The 22,755-nt window shown below is 59.9% G+C and carries 21 protein-coding genes; 4 read left to right on the top strand and 17 right to left on the bottom strand.

All coding sequences use genetic code 11. The annotated features are described in order from the left end of the window. Positions 1–43 precede the first annotated feature (43 nt). The 4 genes from glmM to rlmE all read right to left on the bottom strand — a co-directional run bounded on the left by glmM (position 44) and on the right by rlmE (position 5,004). Positions 44–1,381, bottom strand: a complete 1,338-nt coding sequence (gene glmM / locus J3P85_RS03830) for a phosphoglucosamine mutase (RefSeq protein ID WP_186705984.1) — start codon at positions 1,379–1,381, stop codon at positions 44–46. A 16-nt stretch (positions 1,382–1,397) separates the two neighbouring features. Next, a complete protein-coding gene (gene folP, locus J3P85_RS03825) occupies positions 1,398–2,249 on the bottom strand; it encodes a dihydropteroate synthase (RefSeq protein ID WP_434704963.1) in 852 nt (283 codons plus the stop codon). Positions 2,250–2,257: 8 nt separating this feature from the next. Next, positions 2,258–4,171: an ATP-dependent zinc metalloprotease FtsH gene (gene ftsH, locus J3P85_RS03820; RefSeq protein ID WP_053118351.1), complete on the bottom strand. Its 1,914-nt coding sequence runs from the start codon at positions 4,169–4,171 to the stop codon at positions 2,258–2,260. 200 nt (positions 4,172–4,371) lie between these two features. After that, a complete protein-coding gene (gene rlmE, locus J3P85_RS03815) occupies positions 4,372–5,004 on the bottom strand; it encodes a 23S rRNA (uridine(2552)-2'-O)-methyltransferase RlmE (RefSeq protein WP_003177853.1) in 633 nt (210 codons plus the stop codon). Positions 5,005–5,109: 105 nt separating this feature from the next. Between rlmE and J3P85_RS03810 the strand changes: the two genes are divergently transcribed. After that, the gene (locus tag J3P85_RS03810) at positions 5,110–5,418 is read left to right on the top strand and encodes a YhbY family RNA-binding protein (RefSeq protein ID WP_003177852.1); all 309 of its coding nucleotides are present in this window, start codon (positions 5,110–5,112) and stop codon (positions 5,416–5,418) included. A gap of 9 nt (positions 5,419–5,427) precedes the next feature. Here the strand turns inward: J3P85_RS03810 and J3P85_RS03805 are convergent, their stop codons facing one another. The 8 genes from J3P85_RS03805 to grpE all read right to left on the bottom strand — a co-directional run bounded on the left by J3P85_RS03805 (position 5,428) and on the right by grpE (position 15,905). Next, the gene (locus tag J3P85_RS03805; protein ID WP_207963335.1) at positions 5,428–5,832 is read right to left on the bottom strand and encodes an MFS transporter; all 405 of its coding nucleotides are present in this window, start codon (positions 5,830–5,832) and stop codon (positions 5,428–5,430) included. Positions 5,833–5,860: 28 nt separating this feature from the next. Continuing rightward, the gene (gene greA / locus J3P85_RS03800) at positions 5,861–6,337 is read right to left on the bottom strand and encodes a transcription elongation factor GreA (RefSeq protein WP_030139783.1); all 477 of its coding nucleotides are present in this window, start codon (positions 6,335–6,337) and stop codon (positions 5,861–5,863) included. A 2-nt stretch (positions 6,338–6,339) separates the two neighbouring features. Further along, on the bottom strand, positions 6,340–9,561 hold the full coding sequence (carB, locus tag J3P85_RS03795) for a carbamoyl-phosphate synthase large subunit (RefSeq protein ID WP_186705982.1): 3,222 nt from the start codon (positions 9,559–9,561) through the stop codon (positions 6,340–6,342). Between the two features lie 105 nt (positions 9,562–9,666). Further along, positions 9,667–10,803, bottom strand: a complete 1,137-nt coding sequence (gene carA / locus J3P85_RS03790; protein WP_207963344.1) for a glutamine-hydrolyzing carbamoyl-phosphate synthase small subunit — start codon at positions 10,801–10,803, stop codon at positions 9,667–9,669. 255 nt (positions 10,804–11,058) lie between these two features. Continuing rightward, complete coding sequence (gene dapB / locus J3P85_RS03785; protein ID WP_186705981.1) at positions 11,059–11,865, bottom strand: 4-hydroxy-tetrahydrodipicolinate reductase; 807 nt, start codon at positions 11,863–11,865, stop codon at positions 11,059–11,061. Between the two features lie 9 nt (positions 11,866–11,874). Further along, positions 11,875–12,999, bottom strand: coding sequence for a molecular chaperone DnaJ (gene dnaJ, locus J3P85_RS03780; RefSeq protein WP_039592325.1), 1,125 nt, complete (start codon positions 12,997–12,999; stop codon positions 11,875–11,877). A 321-nt stretch (positions 13,000–13,320) separates the two neighbouring features. Beyond that, positions 13,321–15,237 (bottom strand): molecular chaperone DnaK, encoded by a 1,917-nt coding sequence (gene dnaK, locus J3P85_RS03775; protein ID WP_014336568.1) that lies wholly within the window; start codon positions 15,235–15,237, stop codon positions 13,321–13,323. Positions 15,238–15,338: 101 nt separating this feature from the next. After that, positions 15,339–15,905, bottom strand: a complete 567-nt coding sequence (grpE, locus tag J3P85_RS03770; RefSeq protein ID WP_186705980.1) for a nucleotide exchange factor GrpE — start codon at positions 15,903–15,905, stop codon at positions 15,339–15,341. A gap of 243 nt (positions 15,906–16,148) precedes the next feature. Here grpE and recN point away from each other — a divergent pair, with 243 nt between their 5' ends. Continuing rightward, on the top strand, positions 16,149–17,822 hold the full coding sequence (recN, locus tag J3P85_RS03765) for a DNA repair protein RecN (protein WP_434704962.1): 1,674 nt from the start codon (positions 16,149–16,151) through the stop codon (positions 17,820–17,822). A gap of 75 nt (positions 17,823–17,897) precedes the next feature. On the opposite strand, the gene fur is transcribed toward recN, so the two are convergent. After that, on the bottom strand, positions 17,898–18,302 hold the full coding sequence (gene fur / locus J3P85_RS03760) for a ferric iron uptake transcriptional regulator (protein ID WP_003197684.1): 405 nt from the start codon (positions 18,300–18,302) through the stop codon (positions 17,898–17,900). 97 nt (positions 18,303–18,399) lie between these two features. On the opposite strand from fur, the gene J3P85_RS03755 reads away from it, so the two are divergent. Continuing rightward, on the top strand, positions 18,400–18,927 hold the full coding sequence (locus tag J3P85_RS03755) for an outer membrane protein assembly factor BamE (RefSeq protein WP_014336565.1): 528 nt from the start codon (positions 18,400–18,402) through the stop codon (positions 18,925–18,927). 60 nt (positions 18,928–18,987) lie between these two features. On the opposite strand, the gene J3P85_RS03750 is transcribed toward J3P85_RS03755, so the two are convergent. From J3P85_RS03750 to J3P85_RS03740, 3 genes are read right to left on the bottom strand one after another with little or no spacing between them, the layout of a single operon-like run. Next, entirely contained in the window at positions 18,988–19,290 is a 303-nt protein-coding gene (locus tag J3P85_RS03750; protein ID WP_434704961.1) for an RnfH family protein, read from the bottom strand. Next, positions 19,287–19,730 (bottom strand): type II toxin-antitoxin system RatA family toxin, encoded by a 444-nt coding sequence (locus tag J3P85_RS03745; RefSeq protein WP_434704960.1) that lies wholly within the window; start codon positions 19,728–19,730, stop codon positions 19,287–19,289. Before J3P85_RS03745 ends, J3P85_RS03750 begins: the two co-directional genes overlap by 4 nt. Positions 19,731–19,737: 7 nt before the next feature. Continuing rightward, entirely contained in the window at positions 19,738–21,141 is a 1,404-nt protein-coding gene (locus J3P85_RS03740) for a sodium-dependent transporter (protein WP_434572422.1), read from the bottom strand. A gap of 118 nt (positions 21,142–21,259) precedes the next feature. On the opposite strand from J3P85_RS03740, the gene smpB reads away from it, so the two are divergent. Then, entirely contained in the window at positions 21,260–21,742 is a 483-nt protein-coding gene (smpB, locus tag J3P85_RS03735; protein ID WP_042730880.1) for an SsrA-binding protein SmpB, read from the top strand. 120 nt (positions 21,743–21,862) lie between these two features. On the opposite strand, the gene J3P85_RS03730 is transcribed toward smpB, so the two are convergent. Then, complete coding sequence (locus J3P85_RS03730; RefSeq protein WP_434704958.1) at positions 21,863–22,630, bottom strand: FCD domain-containing protein; 768 nt, start codon at positions 22,628–22,630, stop codon at positions 21,863–21,865. Between the last annotated feature and the right edge of the window lie 125 nt (positions 22,631–22,755).

Genomic DNA, 22,755 nt, shown 5'->3' with positions numbered 1-22,755 from the left:
GGCGCAGATGTTACCCAACGGATTCATGACTGGCAAGCCGAATTCAGGCAGAAACTTCAGTAACCAGTTTTGCCAGCTCTTCGGCATAACCGCGAACTTGCGCTTCATCCTCGCCTTCGACCATGACACGCACCAACGGCTCTGTGCCGGACTTGCGCAACAACACGCGTCCACGCCCCGCCATCGCTTGCGTTACACGCTCACTGGCCTGCTTGACCTTCGCATGCTCAAGAGGGTTTACACCGCCACCGAAACGCACATTTATCAACACTTGCGGGCATTTGCGCAACGCCTGGCGCGATTGTGCGAGCCCCTCGTTGCGCGCCTTGAGTGCCATCAGCACCTGCAAGGCAGCGATGATCGCATCGCCGGTGGTGGTGTGGTCGAAGCACACGATGTGGCCGGAGTTCTCGCCCCCGATCACCCAGTTGCGCTCCAGCAACTCCGAGATCACGTAGCGGTCGCCCACATTGGCGCGCACGAAGGGGATATCCAGGTCCGCCAGGGCCAGTTCCAGCCCAAGGTTACTCATCAACGTGCCGACCACACCGCCCTGCAGCTTGCCGCGCCCATGCAGGTCACGGGCAATGATGAAGAGCAGTTCGTCACCATCGACAACCGTACCCGTGTGATCGACCATCAGGACCCGATCACCGTCGCCATCGAAGGCGATGCCCAGATCAGCCTGCTCGGCCAGCACCGCAGCCTGCAACGCCTCGGTATGGGTGGAACCACAGTTGTGGTTGATGTTCAGGCCATTGGGCTGGGCGGACAGCACCACCACTTCGGCGCCCAACTCGCGAAAGACACTCGGCGCGACTTTATAGGTGGCGCCATGGGCACAATCGACGACGATCTTGAGGCCGGAAAAGCTGGTTCCGGTCGGCACGCTGCCTTTGCAGAACTCGATGTAGCGACCCGACGCATCGTTGATCCGCGATACCTTGCCGATCTTGCTCGACTCGACCACCGTCATCGGGGTGTCCAGCAGCTCTTCGATCATCAGCTCAATATCATCCGGCAGCTTGGTACCCTGACCGGAGAAGAACTTGATGCCGTTGTCATCATGGGGGTTGTGCGAGGCACTGATCACGATGCCTGCCTGGCCTTGGAACGTACGGGTCAGGTAGGCGATGGCTGGCGTCGGCATCGGGCCGAGCAGCATCACATCGGCGCCCGCCGATGTCAGGCCGGCCTCGAGGGCCGACTCGAACATGTAGCCGGAAATACGCGTGTCCTTACCGACCAGCACCTTGCAGGCGCCCATCTTGCGGAACGCCATGCCTGCCGCCCAGCCGAGCTTGAGCATGAAATCAGGGGTAATGGGGTATTCGCCGACCCGACCACGAATACCGTCGGTGCCAAAATATTTCTTGCTCATAAGTGCTCCGTCATTCTTATTCGGCTGAATCCACAGCTGCGATCATCCGCACGACATCCATCGTTTCGGCCACATCGTGCACGCGCAATATGCGTGCACCTTTACCAAGGGCCAAGGCCGCCAAGGCGAGGCCGCCATACAGGCGCTCGCCCACCGGGCGACCCAGGGCGTTGCCTATCATGCTCTTTCGCGAGACCCCGACCAACAGGGGCCGACCCAGGGCATGCAAGGCTTCCATATGTTTGAACAGGCTCAGGTTGTGCGCCAGTGTCTTGGCAAAGCCGAACCCGGGATCAAGAATGATCCGCTCGGCAGGGATGCCCACGGCAGCACACTGGTCCAGACGCGCCACGAGGAACTCACCCACTTCCCGGGTGACGTCATCATAGTACGGGTCGTTCTGCATGGTCCCCGGCTCGCCGAGCATATGCATCAGGCACACCGGCAACCCCGTGTCCGCCGCAGCATCCAAGGCACCATCGCGCTGCAAGGATCGAACATCATTGATCAGGCCCGCCCCCAGCCGTGCAGTTTCGCGCATGACCGCAGGCGTGGATGTATCGACCGAGATAATGACATCGAGCTCGCGATGGATGCGCTCGACAATCGGCGCCACCCGCTCCAATTCCTCGGTAGGCGAGACCGCCCGCGCACCCGGCCGGGTCGATTCGCCCCCCACATCGATCAGTGTTGCACCGGCGGCCACCATGGCCTCGGCATGCCGCAGCGCAGCATCGAGCTGGCTGAATCGACCACCATCGGAAAAAGAATCAGGGGTGACATTGAGAATGCCCATGACATGTGCATGGGCCAAATCAAGAACCCGGTTGCCGCAAGGCAACCGGGTCGAGGACTGAACAGAAGTCATTTCAAGCCTTAGACATCAGCGGCCGGGCCGCCAATCGGTGTTTCCGGACGCTCACCTTGTACCGCTGGTGGCGTGCCGGAAGTACCGGTACCGCCGCCCGACCAGTCACGCGGTTCACGAGGCTCGCGACCCGCCATGATGTCGTCGATCTGCTCGGCATCGATGGTTTCATACTTCATCAGGGCATCGGCCATGGCATCGAGCTTGTCACGGTTGTCCGTGAGAATCTGCCGGGCAGTGCCATAACACTGGTCGATGATGCTGCGCACTTCGGAGTCGATGAGCTTGGCCGTCTCGCCGGAGAAGCTTGCATGCTGGCCACCGCCACCACGACCGAGAAACACCTCGCCCTCTTCTTCAGCGTACATCAGCGGGCCCAACTTCTCGGACAGGCCCCACTTGGTGACCATGTTCCGGGCGATCTGGCTGGCGCGCATGATGTCGTTGGACGCCCCCGTGGTCACACCGTCGAAGCCCAGCGTCATCTCTTCAGCGATACGGCCGCCGTACAACGAACAGATCTGGCTGATCAATGCGCGCTTGGACAGGCTGTAGCGATCCTCTTCCGGCAGGAACATGGTCACGCCCAGGGCACGACCGCGCGGAATGATCGAGACTTTGTAGACCGGATCATGCTCGGGCACGACACGACCGACGATCGCGTGGCCCGCCTCGTGATACGCGGTGTTCTGCTTTTCTTTCTCCGACATGACCATGGATTTGCGCTCTGCGCCCATCATGATCTTGTCCTTGGCCAGCTCGAATTCCTTCATTTCCACGACGCGCTTGCCAGTGCGAGCAGCAAAGAGCGACGCTTCGTTGACCAGGTTCGCCAGGTCAGCACCGGAAAAGCCCGGTGTACCACGCGCGATGACGGCCGGAGCGACGTCGTCACCCATTGGCACCTTGCGCATATGGACCTTGAGAATCTGCTCGCGACCACGAATGTCCGGCAGCCCCACCACGACCTGGCGGTCGAAACGACCTGGACGCAGCAGCGCAGGGTCAAGTACGTCAGGACGGTTGGTGGCGGCAATCACAATGATGCCGTCGTTCATTTCGAAACCGTCCATCTCCACCAGTAACTGGTTGAGGGTCTGTTCGCGTTCGTCGTGACCGCCACCCATGCCGGCGCCACGATGGCGACCGACGGCGTCGATTTCGTCGATGAAGATGATGCACGGCGCGTGTTTCTTGGCCTGCTCGAACATGTCGCGGACACGACTGGCGCCCACGCCGACGAACATTTCGACGAAGTCAGAACCGGAAATCGTGAAGAACGGCACCTTGGCTTCACCGGCAATTGCCTTGGCCAGCAAGGTTTTACCGGTACCGGGCGGGCCGACCATCAGCACGCCACGAGGAATACGACCGCCCAGGCGCTGGAACTTGCCCGGATCGCGCAGGAATTCGACCAGCTCGCCGACTTCTTCCTTGGCTTCGTCGCAACCTGCGACGTCGGCCAAGGTGGTTTTCACCTGGTCTTCGGAAAGCAGCCGGGCCTTGCTCTTGCCAAAGCTCATCGGCCCGCCCTTGCCTCCACCGCCGCCCTGCATCTGGCGCATGAAGAACATGAACACGGCGATGATCACCAGGATCGGGAAGCTGGCGACCAGGAGCTGGGTCCAGATGCTTTGCTGCTCAGGCTGCTTGCCTTCGACCACGACATGGTTGTCCACCAGGTCGCCGATCAGGCCATTGTCCTGGATTGCCGGACGAATGGTCTTGAAGCTGTCGCCATCGGTGCGCTTGCCGGTAATCACATAGCCATCAACGGCTACACGCTCGACCTTGCCATCCTTGACCTGCTGGATGAAGTCGGAATAGTTGAGGGTCTGCGGCTCGTTAGGACTGGAGAAGTTGTTCATCACGGTCACCAGGACAGCGGCGATGATCAACCACAGGATCAGATTCTTTGCCATATCGTTCAATTAACTACCCTCTGAAGCAAGCTCCGCTACTGGCGCGCGCTTCGCATGATATTCACCGGCCTAACTTACTACATTACCTACGACTCTGGCAGGCGCCGTCTGTAACCCTTTGTGAAACACTTTCTACACATTATTCGCTAATGCTCACGGGACGAAATACGAAAAACCTATCGCCCCGGTCGAAAAACTCCTTATTCCTCACTGCGACCGCGGAAACCACGGCCCAGCAGGTACTGCTCACGGGAGCGATCACGCGATGATTTCGGCTTGCGCGTCGTGACCTTCTCGAACTGCTTGCGCACGCTCTTGTGATATTCGTCGAAGCCTTCACCCTGGAAGACCTTGATCAGAAAATCACCACCTGGCTTCAACACCCGAGTCGCAAGATCCAGTGCCAACTCGCACAGGAACATCGATCGCGGCATATCAACAGATGCCAATCCACTCATATTGGGGGCCATATCGGAAATCACAAGGTCCACCTCGTTTTTTCCAACCGCTTCAAGGATCTGCGCCAGTACGGCGTCCTCGGTAAAGTCGCCCTGAATGAAGGTCACATCCGGGATGCTGTCCATTTCCAGGATATCGGAAGCGATCAGTGTGCCTTGCCCACCAATCAGACGACTGGTCACTTGGGACCAGCCACCCGGGGCGGCGCCCAAGTCGATCACGCTCATGCCTGGACGGATCAAACGGTCTCTTTCCTGAATCTCCAGCAGCTTGTAGCTGGCACGGGAACGGTACCCGTCCTTTTGCGCCATTTTCACGAATGGGTCGTTGAAATGCTCTTGCAGCCATTTAAGACTTGTCTTGGAACGGGCCACGGGCCACCTCAAAAATAAAACGGGTCGTGATTAAGTGGGCGGTCCCGGACTTGCTCGGGTAAACTGGCCGCCGCTTTTTACAAGATCAGACGCAGGGGTCAGATTATGCCGCTCACTCAAGAGCAGAAGAAACAATACAAATCCATTGGCCACCATCTGAAACCGGTTTTGACTGTGGCTGACAACGGTTTGACTGAAGGTGTACTCGCCGAACTGGAACGCGCCTTGGGCGATCACGAGCTGATCAAGATCAAGCTCAACATCCTCGATCGCGAAGCCCGCCTGGCTGCCGTTGCCGAACTGTGCAAGACCGGCAAGGCAGACCTGGTGCAGGTCATCGGCAAGATGGCGCTGATTTATCGCAAGAACTTCAGCGTCAACAAGCAACTGTCGAACGTTCACCGCTTCAAGTGATGCCAAGGGTCAAGGGTGTGCCTCGCACACCCTGCCGCTCCACCCGGGAACCGGCTGCAACACCAGCACCAAACCGGAAAAGCCCAGCACCAGGTAACTGAATACCTGCCACTGGCTCGCATCCGGCCAGCCGAGATGCACGGCAAAGAACATCCCGCACGCGTACAACGACATGAGCAACAATTGCCCACGAATGTCGCGCCATAGGCTGGCAAGGCCCTCGGCCTGAACCAGCACCAAAGCCTGAAACATCACGCACGCCGCGGAAAACGCCACCAGCAGCGCCGTCAGCATGCCGGCGATTTCATCGATGAGCAGCGGTGCCAGGCCGACTCGACCCAGCACCGGCAGCAAACCAATGTGCAACAACCAGATGCCGCCCACCCATAACATCTGGGTGAGCTGCCAGATCATGGCGCCGGCTCGCAGCGGGCGCCTACGTTCAGATGTGACGGACTTCGACAATCTCATACTCGATGACACCGCCCGGCGTCTTCACCGCCACCACATCACCCTCTTCCTTGGCAATCAAGGCGCGAGCAATGGGTGAACCGACGGAAATCTTGCCGAGCTTGATGTCTGCCTCGTCCTCGCCAACGATCTGGTAGGTCACGCTTTCATCGGTCTCGACGTTGGCGATCTCCACCGTAGTGCCAAAAATGACCTTGCCGGTGTGCGGAATCGTCGTGACATCGATGATCACCGCATTCTGCATGCGGCCTTCGATGTCACGGACACGCGCCTCGACCATCCCCTGCTCCTCTCGGGCAGCGTGGTATTCGGCGTTTTCCTTCAGGTCGCCCAGCTCACGCGCTTCACCGATAGCCTGGCTCAAGCGCGGGCGCTCGACCTTGGTCAGGAAAGCGTGTTCTTCTTCCAGAGCCTTCGCGCCCTGAACAGTCATCGGGTACTTGGTTATGCTCATGCCTTCAATCCTGCATGTAGATCCTGCAAGCGACGCACGGTCTTCTCGGGACCGAACTTGAGCGCTTCGCAGATCGCTTCGCCCGCAGCAATGGTCGTGGTGCAGTAGATCTTGTGCTGCAGCGCATTGCGACGAATGGAATAGGAATCGGCGATCGATTGACGACCTTCGGTGGTGTTGATGATCAGCGTGACTTCGTCATTCTTGATCATGTCGACCACGTGCGGACGGCCCTCGGTCACCTTGTTCACGCGGCGCACTTTCAGGCCCGCCGCTTCGATCAGCTTGGCAGTACCGGCAGTGGCAACCACTTCGAAGCCCAAGTTGATCAGATCACGGGCTACGCCTGCAACCAGTGGCTTGTCGTCATCACGCACACTGATGAACGCCGTGCCGCCAGTCGGCAACACTTCGCTGGCGCCCATCTGGGCCTTGGCGAAGGCTTCACCGAAGGTATCGCCCACGCCCATCACTTCACCGGTGGACTTCATCTCTGGGCCGAGGATCGGGTCCACGCCAGGGAACTTGGCGAACGGGAACACCGCCTCTTTCACACTGTAGAAGTTCGGGATGATTTCCTTGGTGAAGTTCAGCTCTTTCAGGGTTTTGCCAGCCATGACGCGCGCCGCGATCATCGCCAGGGAAACACCGATGCACTTGGAAACGAACGGCACGGTACGGGAAGCGCGTGGGTTGACTTCGATGACGTAGATATCTTCGCCTTGCAAGGCCAGTTGCACGTTCATCAGGCCGATGACACCCAGCTCCAGGGCCATTTTCTTGACCTGTTCGCGCATCTCGTCCTGGATGTGCGCCGGCAGCGAGTACGGCGGCAGCGAACAGGCGGAGTCACCGGAGTGAACACCGGCCTGCTCGATGTGCTGCATGATCGCGCCGATCACCACGTCCTTGCCGTCGCTGACCGCATCCACGTCCATCTCGATGGCGCAGTTGAGGAAGTGGTCCAGCAGCACTGGGCTGTCGTTGGACACCTGGACCGCTTCGCGCAGGTAGCGCTTGAGCTCGTCTTCTTGATAGACGATTTCCATTGCACGACCGCCCAGTACGTAGGACGGACGCACCACCAGCGGATAACCGATCTTGGCGGCGGCACGAATCGCTTCGTCTTCGCTACGCACGGTGGCGTTTGGCGGCTGGCGCAGGTTCAGACGCTCGACCATCTGCTGGAAGCGCTCACGGTCTTCGGCGCGGTCGATGGCATCCGGGCTGGTGCCGATGATCGGCACGCCGGCGGCTTCAAGGGCGCGAGCCAGTTTCAGTGGGGTCTGGCCGCCGTACTGGACGATTACGCCTTTTGGCTTCTCGACGCGGACGATTTCCAGCACGTCTTCCAGGGTCACTGGCTCGAAGTACAGGCGATCGGAGGTGTCGTAGTCGGTGGACACGGTTTCCGGGTTGCAGTTGACCATGATGGTTTCGTAACCGTCGTCACGCAGGGCCAGTGCCGCGTGTACGCAGCAGTAGTCGAACTCGATGCCCTGGCCGATCCGGTTAGGACCGCCACCCAGGATCATGATCTTGTCCCGGGTCGATGGTGCGGCTTCGCACTCTTCTTCGTACGTGGAGTACAGGTAGGCGGTGTCGGTGGCGAACTCGGCCGCGCAGGTGTCGACGCGCTTGTAGACCGGGAACACTTCCAGCTTGTGACGATGGGCACGCAGGCTCTTCTCGGTCACACCCAGCAGCTTGGCCAGGCGCATGTCGGAGAAGCCTTTGCGCTTGAGGCGGAACATCGTGTCGCGGTTGATGCTGGACATGCCCAGGGTCTTGACCTTCTCTTCTTCCTTGATCAGATCTTCGATCTGGACCAGGAACCAAGGGTCGATCATGTTCATGCCGAAGATCTGCTCGACGGTCATGCCGGCGCGGAAGGCATCGGCCACGTACCAGATACGCTCGGCACCCGGCACGGTCAGCTCGCGCTTGAGCACGCTCATGCTTTCCGGGTCGTTCAGATCCAGCTTCGGATCGAGGCCACAGACACCCACTTCCAGGCCGCGAAGGGCTTTCTGCAGGGATTCCTGGAAGGTCCGGCCGATGGCCATGACTTCACCGACCGACTTCATCTGGGTGGTCAGGCGGGCATCGGCCTTGGCGAACTTCTCGAAGGCGAAGCGTGGCAGCTTGGTGACAACGTAGTCGATGGACGGTTCGAAGGACGCCGGGGTCTTGCCACCGGTGATGTCGTTCGACAGCTCGTCCAGGGTGTAGCCTACGGCCAGCTTGGCGGCGACCTTGGCGATCGGGAAACCGGTGGCCTTGGAGGCCAGGGCCGACGAACGGGATACCCGTGGGTTCATCTCGATGACCACCATGCGACCGGTGTTCGGGCAGATGCCGAACTGGACGTTGGAGCCGCCGGTTTCCACGCCGATCTCGCGCAGTACCGCCAAGGAGGCGTTACGCAGGATCTGGTATTCCTTGTCGGTCAGGGTCTGGGCCGGCGCAACGGTGATCGAGTCGCCGGTATGCACGCCCATCGGGTCGAAGTTCTCGATGGAGCAGACGATGATGCAGTTGTCCTTTTTGTCGCGGACAACTTCCATTTCGTATTCTTTCCAGCCGATCAGGGATTCGTCGATCAGCAGTTCCTTGGTCGGCGACAAGTCGAGACCACGGGCGCAGATTTCTTCGAATTCTTCACGGTTGTAGGCGATGCCACCACCGGTGCCGCCCATGGTGAAGGACGGACGGATGATGCACGGGAAGCCGAGGCGTTCCAGGACGGCGTTGGCCTCTTCCATGCTGTGGGCGATGCCCGAGCGTGGGCAGTCCAGGCCGATGGATTTCATCGCCTTGTCGAAGCGCGAACGGTCCTCGGCCTTGTCGATGGTGTCGGCGTTGGCGCCGATCATTTCCACACCGAACTTCTCCAGGACGCCTTCGCGCTCCAGGTCCAGGGCGCAGTTCAACGCGGTCTGGCCACCCATGGTCGGCAGCAGCGCGTCCGGGCGCTCCTTCTCGATGATCTTGGCGACAGTCTGCCACTTGATCGGCTCGATGTAGGTGGCGTCGGCCATGGCCGGGTCGGTCATGATGGTGGCCGGGTTGGAGTTCACCAGGATGACGCGGTAGCCCTCTTCGCGCAGGGCTTTGCAGGCCTGGGCGCCGGAGTAATCGAATTCGCAAGCCTGGCCGATCACGATCGGGCCAGCGCCGAGAATCAGGATGCTTTTTATGTCTGTACGTTTTGGCATGGGTTTGTCACTCAAATCCGCAGGTCAGTCGGCTAGGCCGTCGAACAATCTTTGAAGCGCCCGAGGGGGCCACCGTGTTCGGGGCCGCCCTCGGGCTTCGCGCGGTCAGCGTCGCTTGGCCATCTCGTTGATGAAGCGATCGAACAGCGGCGCCACATCGTTCGGGCCCGGGCTCGCTTCAGGGTGGCCCTGGAAGCTGAACGCGCTCTTGTCGGTACGCTCGATACCTTGCAGCGTGCCATCGAACAGCGATTTGTGGATCGCGCGAACGTTGGCCGGCAGGGTCGCTTCATCCACCGCGAAACCGTGGTTCTGGCTGGTGATCATCACCACGCCGGTGTCCAGGTCCTGGACCGGGTGGTTCGCACCGTGGTGACCGTGGCCCATTTTCAGGGTCTTGGCGCCCGAAGCGAGGGCCAGCAACTGGTGACCGAGGCAGATACCGAATACCGGGGTCTCGGTTTCCAGCACGTCCTTGATTGCCTGGATCGCGTAGTCGCAAGGCTCCGGGTCACCCGGGCCGTTGGACAGGAACACGCCGTCGGGCTTGAGGGCCAGGACGTCGGCGGCCGGGGTTTGCGCCGGCACCACGGTGACGCGGCAGCCACGCTCGACCAGCATGCGCAGGATGTTCAGCTTGACGCCGTAGTCGTACGCCACCACGTGGTACGGCAGCTCGGAAGCCTCGATCGTCGCGTGACTGTCGGTCTTCAGGTCCCAGACCGTGGAGCGCCATTCGTATTGTTTCTGGGTGCTGACGACTTTCGCCAGGTCCATGCCCTTGAGGCCAGGAAAGCCCTGGGCAGCGGCGATGGCGGCTTCTTCGGAAATGTTGTCGCCGGCCATGATGCAGCCGTTCTGCGCGCCTTTTTCCCGAAGGATGCGGGTCAGGCGGCGGGTGTCGATACCGGCGATCGCCACGACGTTGTTGGCTTTCAGGTAGTCGGACAGGGACATCGTGTTACGCCAGTTGCTCGCTACCAGCGGCAAGTCACGGATGACCAGGCCGGCGGACCAGACACGATCGGACTCAGCGTCTTCCGGCGTGGTGCCGGTGTTGCCGATGTGCGGGTAAGTCAGGGTAACGATTTGCTGGGCGTAGGAAGGATCGGTAAGAATTTCCTGATAGCCGGTCATTGCGGTGTTAAACACCACCTCACCAACGGTCTGACCGTCGGCTCCAATGGCTTCACCGCGAAAAATGCTGCCATCAGCAAGGGCGAGTATGGCTGGCTTAGTCAAGAAGACCTCCCGTAAATAAAGCCTGAAAGGGCGATCGCAGGTTGTAAAAAAGCGGAGTGACGTATGGACACGTCACCCCGCTTGTTCACTGAATTATTCTGCGCGCTTTTAGTGGACACACTAAAGCTGTAGCTTACAGAAAAAGGGTTTTTTGGTCCACCGCTAATGAGCCTTAAAGGCAGGGGAATGCGACAGGCCGTCGCGAAGCGGTGTAAAACGGGGCGCAGTATAACCTGAACCCCGCTCTTAATGGCATCAACGCAGGTCGAGAACGTCCTGCATGTCGTACAAACCAGGCTCGCGGCCGTCCAACCACAGCGCGGCACGTACCGCGCCCTTGGCGAAAGTCATCCGGCTCGAAGCCTTGTGGGTGATCTCCAGGCGCTCGCCTTCAGTGGCGAACAGCACGGTGTGGTCGCCCACCACATCACCACCGCGCACCGTGGCGAAACCGATGGTGTCGCGCTCACGGGCACCGGTGTGCCCTTCACGCCCATACACGGCGACCTTCTGCAGATCACGCCCCAGCGCATCGGCAATCACTTCACCCATGCGCAAGGCTGTCCCCGACGGCGCGTCGATCTTGTGCCGGTGATGAGCCTCGATGATTTCGATATCGGCATCGTCGCCCAAGACCCGGGCCGTCAGATCCAGCAGTTTGAGCGACAGGTTCACGCCCACGCTGAAGTTCGCCGCGAATACGATCGGGATGTCCTTGCCGGCATCGGCTAACAATTGCTTCTGCGTCGCATCCAGCCCGGTCGTGCCGATCACCATGGCCTTGCCATGCTTGCGGCAGATCGCCAGGTTTTTCAGCATCACCTCCGGCAGGGTGAAGTCGATGAGCACGTCGAACTCGTCGAGCACCTTCTCCAGGCCGCCGGACATCGGTACGCCGATACGCCCCAACGAGGCCAGCTCGCCAGCATCGGCGCCGACCAGCGTACTGTCGGGCCGAACGATGGCCGCCGTGAGGCCGGAGAGCGGTGAGCGCTGCTGCACCGCCTCGACCAGCGCCTTGCCCATGCGCCCCGCAGCGCCCATCACAGCTATACGTCGCATGCGAACTCCTTACAGGTCGCCGAAGAAGCGCTTCACGCCTTCGAACCAACCGGTGGTTTTCGGTGAGTGGCTATTGTCATCGGCCAGGGAGTTGCGGAACTCTTCCAACAGTTCACGCTGACGACGCCCCAGGTTGACCGGCGTTTCCACCGCCACGCGACACATCAGGTCGCCTGCACCACCGCCACGCACTGGCGCGACGCCTTTGCCACGGATCCGGAACTGCTTGCCGGTCTGCGTGCCTTCGGGGATTTTCAGCTTGACGCGACCGTCGAGGGTCGGGATTTCAAGCTCGCCACCCAAGGCCGCATCGACGAAGCTGATCGGCACTTCGCAGAACAGATGCTTGCCGTCGCGCTGGAAAATCGCGTGCTCACGGACGTTGATGACCACGTACAAGTCGCCAGTCGGGCCACCCTGGGCACCCGCCTCGCCTTCGCCGGACAGGCGAATGCGATCACCGGTGTCGACACCGGCCGGCACCTTGACCGACAGCGTCTTGTACTCTTCGACACGCCCTTCGCCATGGCAGGAGTCGCACGGATCGGAAATGATCTTGCCTTGGCCATGGCAACGCGGGCAGGTCTGTTGGACCGAGAAAAAGCCCTGCTGCATGCGAACCTGGCCAATGCCGCCGCAGGTCGGGCAGGTCACGGGCGAGGAGCCCTTCTTGGCACCCGAGCCATCACACGGCTTGCAATTGACCAGTGTCGGCACGCGGATATTGACGGTGGTACCGCGCACCGCTTCTTCCAGATTCAGCTCCAGCGTGTAGCGCAAGTCACTGCCACGCTGGGCGCCACCACGGGCACCGCCGCGACCGCCGCCGAAGAAATCGCTGAACACATCGCCGAAAATATCGGAGAAGTTCTGGCCGCCGAAACCGGCACCGCCGCCACCCATGCTCGGGTCGACACCGGCATGCCCATACTGGTCGTAGGCCGCGCGCTTACTGGAATCGGACAGGACTTCGTAAGCCTCGTTGGCTTCCTTGAACATCTCTTCCGACGCTTTATCGCCGGGATTACGGTCCGGGTGGTGCTTCATCGCCAAGCGACGATAAGCCTTCTTCAGCTCCGCCTCGCTGGCTCCCCGCTCGACACCCAATACTTCGTAAAAATCACGCTTCGCCATTAGTCTTTGCACTCTTATAGGACGTCCGGCAAACCTCTCCTGAACCTTGCCAAACTCGTTGAGCCCCAATGCAGGCCCGGACCCAACTCACGTCAATTCAACGATCCTGGTCGTAAACTTTCAGCCAGGTACCCGGCCAAAACGCGGCGTCCATCGCCGGAAAGCAGGAGCATTCCCGAACACGCCGCCAGCACCCGAGCTTTGTCGCATGCTGTAAAAAATTCGTTGCCTCCAGACACGCCAACGCGGGAGCAAGCTCCCGCGCGGCGACATCCTACCAGCCACCGCACAAACGCAGTCAACCGGCCGACCAACAAGCGATTACTTGTGGTCTTTCACTTCTTCGAACTCGGCGTCGACGACGTCGTCGGCTTTCTCGGCCGATTCGCCCTGCGCAGCCGCGCCTTCGGCAGGCTGGGCCTGTTCGGCGTACATCTTCTGAGCCACAGGCGCGGAGACCTTCGACAGCTCCTCGATCTTCGCCTCGATGGCCGCCTTGTCGTCGCCTTTCACAGCGGCTTCCAGGGCAACCACGGCCGCTTCGATGGCGGTTTTCTCTTCTGCGGTCACTTTCTCGCCAGCATCGGCGATCATCTTGCGAGTCGAATGCACCAGGGCATCGCCTTGGTTACGGGCGCTGGCCAGTTCTTCGAACTTGCGGTCTTCCTCGGCGTTGACTTCAGCGTCGCGAACCATCTGCTGAATTTCTTCCTCGGACAGGCCGGAGTTGGCCTTGATCACGATCGACTGGGTCTTGCCGGTGGCCTTGTCTTTCGCACCAACGTGCAGGATGCCGTTGGCGTCGATGTCGAAGGTCACTTCGATTTGCGGCACGCCACGTGGTGCTGGCGGGATCTCGGCCAGGTCGAACTTGCCCAGGGACTTGTTCTGGGCAGCCTGCTTGCGCTCACCTTGCAGCACGTGAATGGTCACGGCGCCCTGGTTGTCGTCGGCCGTCGAGAACACTTGGGATTTCTTGGTAGGAATCGTGGTGTTTTTCTCGATCAGCGCGGTCATCACGCCACCCATGGTTTCGATACCCAGGGTCAGCGGGCTGACGTCGAGCAGCAGAACGTCCTTCACGTCACCGGCCAGAACGGCGCCCTGGATGGCAGCACCCATGGCAACGGCTTCGTCCGGGTTCACGTCCTTACGGGCTTCTTTGCCGAAGAAGTCGGTCACCAGCTTCTGGACCAGCGGCATACGGGTCTGACCGCCGACCAGGATCACGTCATTGATCGAGCCAACGTCGATACCGGCGTCTTTCATGGCAATGCGGCAAGGTTCGATGGTGCGCTGAACCAGGTCTTCCACCAGCGCTTCGAGCTTGGCGCGGGAGATTTTTACGTTCAGGTGCTTAGGACCGGTGGCGTCTGCGGTGATGTACGGCAGGTTCACGTCGGTCGACTGGCTCGAGGACAGTTCGATCTTGGCTTTTTCAGCGGCTTCTTTCAGGCGCTGCATCGCCAGCGGGTCACCCTTGAGGTTCATGCCGCTTTCTTTCTTGAATTCGTCGACGAGGTAGTCGATCAGGCGGATGTCGAAGTCCTCACCACCGAGGAACGTGTCACCGTTGGTTGCCAGCACTTCGAACTGGTGCTCGCCGTCGACTTCAGCGATTTCGATCACGGAAACGTCGAAGGTACCGCCACCCAGGTCGTAAACGATCACGGTGTGATCGCCCTTGGCCTTGTCCATGCCGTAGGCCAGAGCGGCCGCGGTTGGTTCGTTGATGATACGTTTGACGTCCAGACCCGCGATGCGGCCGGCGTCTTTGGTCGCCTGGCGCTGGCTGTCGTTGAAATAGGCAGGGACCGTGATGACCGCCTCGGTCACCGCTTCGCCGAGGTAGTCTTCGGCGGTTTTCTTCATTTTCTTGAGGATCTCGGCCGAGATCTGTGGCGGCGCCATTTTCTGGCCGTTCACTTCAACCCAGGCGTCGCCGTTGTCAGCCTTGGCGATTTTGTAAGGCACCATCTTGATGTCTTTCTGAACGACTTCTTCGTCGAACTTGCGACCGATCAGACGCTTCACCGCGTACAGGGTGTTATGCGGATTGGTCACTGCCTGACGCTTGGCCGACTGGCCAACCAGAATCTCGCCATCATTGGCGTACGCGATGATCGACGGCGTGGTACGCGCGCCTTCAGCGTTTTCAATAACTTTGGCCTTGCCGTTTTCCAGCACGGAGACGCACGAGTTGGTGGTCCCCAGGTCGATGCCGATAATCTTGCCCATGTTAACTCTCCCGGAACTTGGATTTTGTTGCCGCAGCAGTGGTGGCTAACTGCGGTAGCACTTAAACGCTTGACTTATAGATGGGGCCGCTGCGCCCGATTTCAAGCCTGCTCATCGATAGAAGGCGAAACCGGTGCCGGCGCCTTGCTGACCACGACCATGGCCGGACGCAGCAGGCGGCCGTTGAGCAGGTAGCCTTTCTGGAAAACCTTCAGGACGCTGTTTGGCTCGACGTCAGCACTTTCCTGCATCGCCATGGCCTGGTGATGCTCGGCGTTGAAGGGCTCGCCATGGGGATCCAGGGCTTCGAGCTGATAACGCTTGAGGGTGTCCTGGAACATTTTCAGGGTCAGCTCGATGCCTTCGCGCATCGGACGGATGTTTTCGTCATCCGGATTGGACAGCTCCAGGCCGCGCTCCAGGCTGTCGATGATCGGCAGCAGGTCGCCGGCGAAACGCTCCAGGGCGAATTTATGAGCCTTTTCTACATCTTGCTCGGCGCGACGGCGGACATTCTGCAGGTCGGCGGCTACACGCAACGCCTGGTCCTGCGCACCGGCCAGTTGCTCTTCGAGCACTTGTACACGTGCCGACAGGTCTTCACCGGAATCCTGGGAAGCCTGATTGGCGTCTAGATTTTGCGTGTCCTGCGTCTGTTCGTCAGCCATAGAGATTTCTCCTTTCAACTTCGTCCGCGAGCTCGACTCGCGCTTCTGCCCCGGTATATGGGGCCGGGTTTTCCAGCTTCAAGGGTCATCTGACGAATTAACCTTACAAAAAACAGCCGCATAATCATTCCGTGCCGCGCTAAGAAAATCATTTTCCCAAGCAAATCGAGCTAAGCAAGGGCATTGTCAGGCCGAAACAAAACACTGTATAAATAACCAGACCTAAAGCCCGGGAGCGGCCTTATGCTGGTGCACCTGTCCGTACATAACTACGCCATCGTCGAACACCTCGACCTCGAACTTGATCGAGGCATGAGCGTGATCACCGGTGAAACCGGCGCGGGCAAGTCGATCATGCTCGACGCCCTGGGCCTGACCCTGGGCGACCGCGCCGACAGTGGCGTGGTGCGTCCCGGAGCGGACAAGGCCGACATCCTGGCGACATTCGACCTGGTCGATATCCCCGAGGCCAGCGCCTGGCTGGCCGAACGCGACCTGGACACCGATGGCCTGTGCATCCTGCGCCGGGTCATCACCGCCGAAGGCCGCTCCCGAGGCTACATCAACGGCACGCCCTGCCCGCTGGGCGACCTCAAGGCCCTCGGCGAGTTGCTGATCGACATTCACAGCCAGCACGAACACCAATCCCTGCTCAAGACCGACACCCATCGTCGCCTGCTCGATGAATACGCCGGCGCCACCGACCTGGCCCGGCAGGTCCAACTGGCCGCCCAGCGTTGGCGCCAGACCCGGCAGGAACTGGATCGCCTCTCCAATTCAGGCGATGAACAGCGTGCCCGTCACCAGCTATTGAGCTACCAGCTCGAAGAACTGGAGAACCTGGCCCTGGGTGAACATGAACTGGAAGAACTGGAGCAGGAACACAAGAACCTGACCAACGCCGAAACCCTGCTGGGCATCTGCCGCCAGGTGGTCGAGCAATGCAGCGAGAGCGATTCGGGCAACGTGCTCAATGCGCTGACGGCGAGCCTGAACCGGCTATCCAGCGTGAACAATTCGGTGGGCGCCCTGAGCGAAGCGACCAATCTGCTGACGAGCGCCCAGATCCAGGTCGAGGAAGCCGTTGGGGAACTGAATCGCTTCCTCGATCATTTCGACGCCGACCCGGCACGCCTGCAATACCTGGAAGAGCGCCTGGACACTATCTATACACTGGCGCGCAAGCACCGCATCCAGCCAACCGAGGTTGCCGAACTCCAACAGAGGTTGCTGGAAGAACTCGAGACCCTGAACGCCAACGATGAGTCCATCGAGCGCCTCGGGGACGAATTGGCTTCCTACGCCCGTCATTATCAGGAAAAGGCCAAGGAGCTCAGCGAGCTGCGACGCCAAGCCGCGACAGGGCTGGCCAGTGCCGTGGAGCAGGAAATCCAGCGCCTGGGCATGCCGGGTGGACGCTTCACCATCGAATTGCGCCCCAACGCCGGCGACGAACTCCAACCCAATGGGTTGGAACAGGTGGAATTGCTGGTCAGCGCCAACCCCGGGCAACCACTCAAGGGCCTGGCCAAAGTAGCCTCCGGCGGTGAATTGTCACGAATCAGCCTGGCTATCCAGGTCATCACCGCGCAGACCTCCCGCGTACCGACGCTAGTGTTCGACGAAGTGGACGTGGGCATCGGTGGCCCGACAGCGGAAATTGTCGGCCAATTGCTCCGCCGACTGGGCGAACGTGGCCAGGTGTTGACCGTCACTCACCTGCCCCAGGTCGCCGCCCAAGGGCACCAGCATTTATTTGTGCACAAGGTGCGTGGCGAGGATGCGACTCGCACCGCCGTGTCGAAGCTCAACAAAAACGAGCGTGTAGAAGAAGTGGCACGAATGCTGGGCGGGATCGACCTCACCAAGGAATCCCTGGCCCACGCGAAAAAAATGGTCGTTACCGCGAAAAACTGAGAACGGCAGAAAGCACGAAGGCGACCCTGGGGTCGCCTTCGTTCGTTTCGCGAACCGTAAGTCCGCGCGACATGCTTACTTTTTCTTGCGTACGTACAGCACAAGATTGTGATCAACCATCTCGAAGCCATACTTGTCGACGATTGCTTTCTGCAGCCGCTCGATTTCTTCGTCGAAGAATTCGATGACTTCACTGGTCTCGACGTTGACCATATGGTCGTGATGCTTGCCGTCGTCCAGTTCGAAGACCGCATGGCCTCCGTCGAAGTTGTGTCGCACCACAAGGCCAGCTGCCTCGAACTGGGTCAGGACACGGTAAACCGTGGCCAGACCGACGTCCTCACCAGCCTCCATCAGCGCCTTGTAGACATCCTCGGCGCTCATGTGGCGTTGCTCGGCGGAATCGAGCATTTGTAGAATCTTGACCCGTGGCAGGGTCACTTTGAGGCCGGCTTTGCGTAGTTCGCTATTTTCAACCATGGTCAGCTTTCTCGCGATGCTGCTTCGCAGCTTCTCTTAATGCGGGTATGATCGGCGTTTACGTTGTCCCAGCCAAGATAGTGGAAGTCGCCCACCGATGCAAAACACCAAGCTCTTGCTAACCAGTTTCACCTTTGTGGGACTGCTCGCACTCGCCGGTTGTTCATTCCCCGGGGTTTACAAAATCGACATCCAGCAGGGCAATGTCGTCACGCAGGACATGATAGACCAGTTACGCCCGGGAATGACCCGCCGGCAAGTACGGTTTATCATGGGTAACCCTCTGCTGACCGACACGTTCCATGCCGATCGCTGGGATTATCTGTACAGCTTGCAGCCAGGCGGCGGTGAGCGCCAGCAGGAACGCATCAGCGTCATCTTCAGCCCTGACGACCAACTCGTCAGCCTGTCGGGCGATTTCATGCCTGGCGTGAGCCGCGACGAGGCCATCATGGGCAAGGACAGCGGCACCACCGTGACCGACCCGGCCCAGAATGCCGAACAGCCGAAACCGGAAAAACCGGTCAAGCCAGGCTCGTTGCTGGACCAGATCCAGAAGGACGTGGACAACGTCGAGACCGTACCTGTCCCGACTCCGGAGCCTCTGGATACGTCGCCGCAATAAGCCGCGACAAGAAAAAAACCCGGCATGCCGGGTTTTTTCTTGTCTGCGATTCCAGCCAGGTTACTGCTCCGATTGTCGCGCCTGGGCAGCCTTGGCCGCGCGCAGGCGGCGAATTTCCTTCGGATCAGCCAATAAAGGTCGATAAATCTCCAATCGATCGGCCGCTTGCACCACTTGGTTATCCACATCGGCAACCACCTTGCCAAAAATCCCCACCGGGCAAGTTGTAAGATCCAGCTCTGGGAATACATCGGTAATCCCCGACGCCACCAGCGCTGCGCGAACACTGGTGCCTTCCTGCACCCTGCATGTGCGCAAGACCTGGCGATCCACCGAGGCATACACCACTTCTATCTCGATCAACGCTTGAGCTCTGCGTTCTGCTTGGCGCGCTGACAGAACGCATCGACCAGGGTATTGGCAGCCTGATTGAACAGCGGTCCCAATGTCGCTCGCACCAACGGGCCGGCATAGTCAAATGAAAGGTCCAGGCTGATCTTGCAGGCTTTCTCGCCAAGCGGCTTGAACACCCATACACCGTGGAGCTGGCTGAATGGCCCTTCTTCAAGGTTCATTTCGATGGACTGGCCAGGCACCAAGGTATTCCGAGTAACAAAATGCTGGCTCAGGCCGCCCTTGGCGACGCTGAGGCTGGCGCGCATATGGGTTTCGGAGCTCTCGAGCACCTCGGCAGACGAGCACCAAGGCAGGAATTCCGGATAACTCGCCACATCATTGACCAAGTCGTAAAGCGCCTGCGCCGGGTAGGGCAGCAAGGCCGAGCGTTGAATATGTGTCGTCATGTAAGCGTCACTTCCACAGCTGGGCGGCAAACACTACGAGAATGCCAATGGGCGCCACATAGCGCATCAAGAACAGGCTCAAGGCGAACAATACAGGACTGCGCAGCGACAACTCATCACGCACGGCTTCACGCCCCATGATCCACCCTGCAAACACCACGAAACACAGACCTCCCAGTGGAAGCATGATCCGAGATGTGAAGAAATCAATCACGCCAAAGAAATCCAGCCCTCCGGTTGCTCCCCACTGGTAGAGACGGAACAGCCCGTCTTCGTTCACGAAAAACTTCGCCTGCTTCCATATATTGAAGGAAAACACCGTGCCCAAGCCCACGAACCAGCAAGTGAAAGCCAGCCAGAACGTGACCCAGGCGCGGCTCAAGCGGGTGCGCTCAACCAGATAGGCCACCATGGGCTCAAGCAGAGAGATGGCCGAACTCCAGGCGGCAATCGCCACCAGGACAAAAAACACCACGCCCATGACTTGGCCGAACGCCATGCTCCCGAAAGCAAATGGCAGGCTGACGAACATCAGCCCCGGCCCTTCGCTGGGGTTCAGGCCGGCAGCAAACACAATCGGAAACAATGCCACCCCCGCCAGCAGCGACACGAAGGTATCCAGCAGCGCAACACCAACGACAGTCCTGGTCAGCGACGCATTTTTCGGCATGTAGGCGCCGTAGATCATGATCGAACCGACCCCGACACTGAGGGAAAAGAATGCGTGCCCCATGGCCGGCAGCAAGCCATCCATGACTTTTTCCGGCTTGAAGTCGAACATGAAATGCACGCCTTCCATGAAGTGCCCGGTCGTCATGCTGTAGCCCAGCAGGACCAGGATCATCACGAAAAGCAAGGGCATCATGATCCGCAGGCTGCGCTCAAGCCCTGCCACCACGCCTCGGGCAATCACCACGGCGGAAAGCACCATGAAGAGCGTGTGCCAAAGCGTGAGCCTCCAAGGGTCGGCGATCACATTGCCGAAGTAAGCGCCGACCTGATCAGGCGTCGCGCCCTGGAAATCGCCTCGCCCCATGTCGATGATGTAGTCCAGCGACCAGCCACCGACCACGCTATAGAAGGACAAGATCAACAGTGCCGTGATCATCCCGGCGAACGCACCCCAGGACCACTTCGGCGAGTGTCCGGCCTCCACGGCCAACACCTTCAGCGCGTTGGCCGGACTTTGCCGGGCGCGACGGCCAATCAGTGTCTCCGCCAGCATGACTGGCGCGCCGATCAGGGCGATACATGCCAGGAACATCAATACGAAGGCACCGCCACCGTAGACGCCGACCATGTATGGAAACTTCCAGATACTACCCAGCCCCACGGCAGAACCGGTCGCCGCGAATATGAAGACCCAGCGGCTAGCCCAACTGCCGTGGACAGAAACCTTGTCTGTCGACATCGTGATCACGCCCAAGCGTTCAAAAAAGAGGCCGCATTGTCCGGGATTCACTCAACGTGCTCAAGCACGCAGCTTCACCGTAGCCGACACGCACGCAACTGCCTATAATGCCGCCCCTATGGCTAAACAGAAGAAACACCCCACAGGGACCATCGCGCAAAACAAAAAGGCGCGACACGATTACTTCATCGAACAACGTTTCGAGGCTGGCATGGTCCTGGCCGGCTGGGAAGTAAAGAGCTTGCGTGCCGGCAAGGCGCAACTGGTCGACAGTTATGTCTTGCTCAAGGACGGCGAAGCGTGGCTGCTGGGCAGTCATATCACGCCGCTGACCACCGCCAGCACCCATGTCATCGCCGATCCCGTGCGCTCGCGCAAGCTGCTGCTCAACAAGCGCGAGCTGGAAAAGCTCTTCGCCTCCGTGCAGCAGAAGGGCTACACCTGCGTCTGCACGTCGTTGTACTGGAGCAAGCACTTGATCAAGTGCGAAATTGCCCTGGGCAAGGGCAAGAAGGAGTACGACAAGCGCGATACCGAGCGCGAACGCGATGCCGGCCGCGAGCTGCAGCGCGCGGTGCGCAACAAGGGCAAGGAAGACTAGCCCGGAATCAACTGTGGGAGCGAGCTTGCTCGCGATGATGACGGCGATGCATCCAACATTGTTGGATCAGGCAGACCGCCATCGCGAGCAAGCTCGCTCCCACAGGGTTCGCCGGCACGATCAGATTCCCTTGCGCCGCTCCGCCCGCGCCATACGCTGTACTTCCTGACGCACCTCTTCCAAGACTTCCTGCACATACAAGATATGTCGGCTGGAGATTTCCCGCGCCTGTTCGGCATGCCCGTCCATAATGGCCTGGTACAACTCCCGATGCTGGCTGATCAGCATGTCGCGGGTCTCGCTGCGCTGCTTGTACATGCCACCGATATTGGTGACGACGTTGCGCTTGAGCAGGTCGAACAAGCCGCGAATGGTGTGCAGCAGTACCGCATTATGACTGGCCTCGGCGATCGCCAGGTGGAACCGGGCATCCGCCGCGCCCTCCTCCGCCCGACTGACCTCGTCGTGGCGCGAGTAACAATCCTGCAGTTCGCCAAACGCCGCCGTCAGCCGCTCGCGATCCACTTCCGTGGCCCGCAGTGCCGCGTAATAAGCGCAGGAAGCCTCCAGCGTGTGACGGAACTCCAGCAAATCGCGCTGTGCTTCGGGGTTGCTTTCCAACAGTTGCAACAGCGGATCACTGAACGTCGAGCCCAGCGACTCCACCACATAGTTGCCGCCGCCCTGGCGACTGATCAACAAGCCTTTGGCCGTCAGCTTCTGGATCGCTTCACGCAATGAAGGGCGTGATACACCGAACTGCTCGGCCAGGGTCCGCTCGGCGGGCAGCCGCTCACCCGACTTCAGCGTGCCCTCAAGGATCATGCCTTCAAGCCGCTCGACAATATCGTCAGACAAACGGCGCTGACGAATCTGATCAAACCCCATAACTCAATTCTCCACGATCCCGACGGCTCGCCGGGCTCTCTATTCTGGCCCATCCGGGCCGTGCTCACACCCACCAAAAGCTATTTGTTCGAACGGATCAGATGCGTTCTGCACCGCTTATTCGA

Source organism: Pseudomonas sp. Z1-12, from assembly GCF_051132015.1.
GTDB classification, from domain to species: domain Bacteria; phylum Pseudomonadota; class Gammaproteobacteria; order Pseudomonadales; family Pseudomonadaceae; genus Aquipseudomonas; species Aquipseudomonas zanjanensis.
Note: the sequence above shows the minus strand (reverse complement) of the source record. Positions and strands in the feature narration are given on the sequence as shown.

Coding starts and splice junctions, on each gene's coding strand:
- glmM (WP_186705984.1), bottom strand. CDS start 1,381: ATGAGCAAGAAATATTTTGGCACCGACGGTATTCGTGGTCGGGTCGGC.
- folP (WP_434704963.1), bottom strand. CDS start 2,249: ATGACTTCTGTTCAGTCCTCGACCCGGTTGCCTTGCGGCAACCGGGTT.
- ftsH (WP_053118351.1), bottom strand. CDS start 4,171: ATGGCAAAGAATCTGATCCTGTGGTTGATCATCGCCGCTGTCCTGGTG.
- J3P85_RS03810 (WP_003177852.1), top strand. CDS start 5,110: ATGCCGCTCACTCAAGAGCAGAAGAAACAATACAAATCCATTGGCCAC.
- J3P85_RS03805 (WP_207963335.1), bottom strand. CDS start 5,832: ATGATCTGGCAGCTCACCCAGATGTTATGGGTGGGCGGCATCTGGTTG.
- carB (WP_186705982.1), bottom strand. CDS start 9,561: ATGCCAAAACGTACAGACATAAAAAGCATCCTGATTCTCGGCGCTGGC.
- dapB (WP_186705981.1), bottom strand. CDS start 11,865: ATGCGACGTATAGCTGTGATGGGCGCTGCGGGGCGCATGGGCAAGGCG.
- dnaJ (WP_039592325.1), bottom strand. CDS start 12,999: ATGGCGAAGCGTGATTTTTACGAAGTATTGGGTGTCGAGCGGGGAGCC.
- dnaK (WP_014336568.1), bottom strand. CDS start 15,237: ATGGGCAAGATTATCGGCATCGACCTGGGGACCACCAACTCGTGCGTC.
- grpE (WP_186705980.1), bottom strand. CDS start 15,905: ATGGCTGACGAACAGACGCAGGACACGCAAAATCTAGACGCCAATCAG.
- recN (WP_434704962.1), top strand. CDS start 16,149: ATGCTGGTGCACCTGTCCGTACATAACTACGCCATCGTCGAACACCTC.
- fur (WP_003197684.1), bottom strand. CDS start 18,302: ATGGTTGAAAATAGCGAACTACGCAAAGCCGGCCTCAAAGTGACCCTG.
- J3P85_RS03755 (WP_014336565.1), top strand. CDS start 18,400: ATGCAAAACACCAAGCTCTTGCTAACCAGTTTCACCTTTGTGGGACTG.
- J3P85_RS03745 (WP_434704960.1), bottom strand. CDS start 19,730: ATGACGACACATATTCAACGCTCGGCCTTGCTGCCCTACCCGGCGCAG.
- J3P85_RS03740 (WP_434572422.1), bottom strand. CDS start 21,141: ATGTCGACAGACAAGGTTTCTGTCCACGGCAGTTGGGCTAGCCGCTGG.
- smpB (WP_042730880.1), top strand. CDS start 21,260: ATGGCTAAACAGAAGAAACACCCCACAGGGACCATCGCGCAAAACAAA.
- J3P85_RS03730 (WP_434704958.1), bottom strand. CDS start 22,630: ATGGGGTTTGATCAGATTCGTCAGCGCCGTTTGTCTGACGATATTGTC.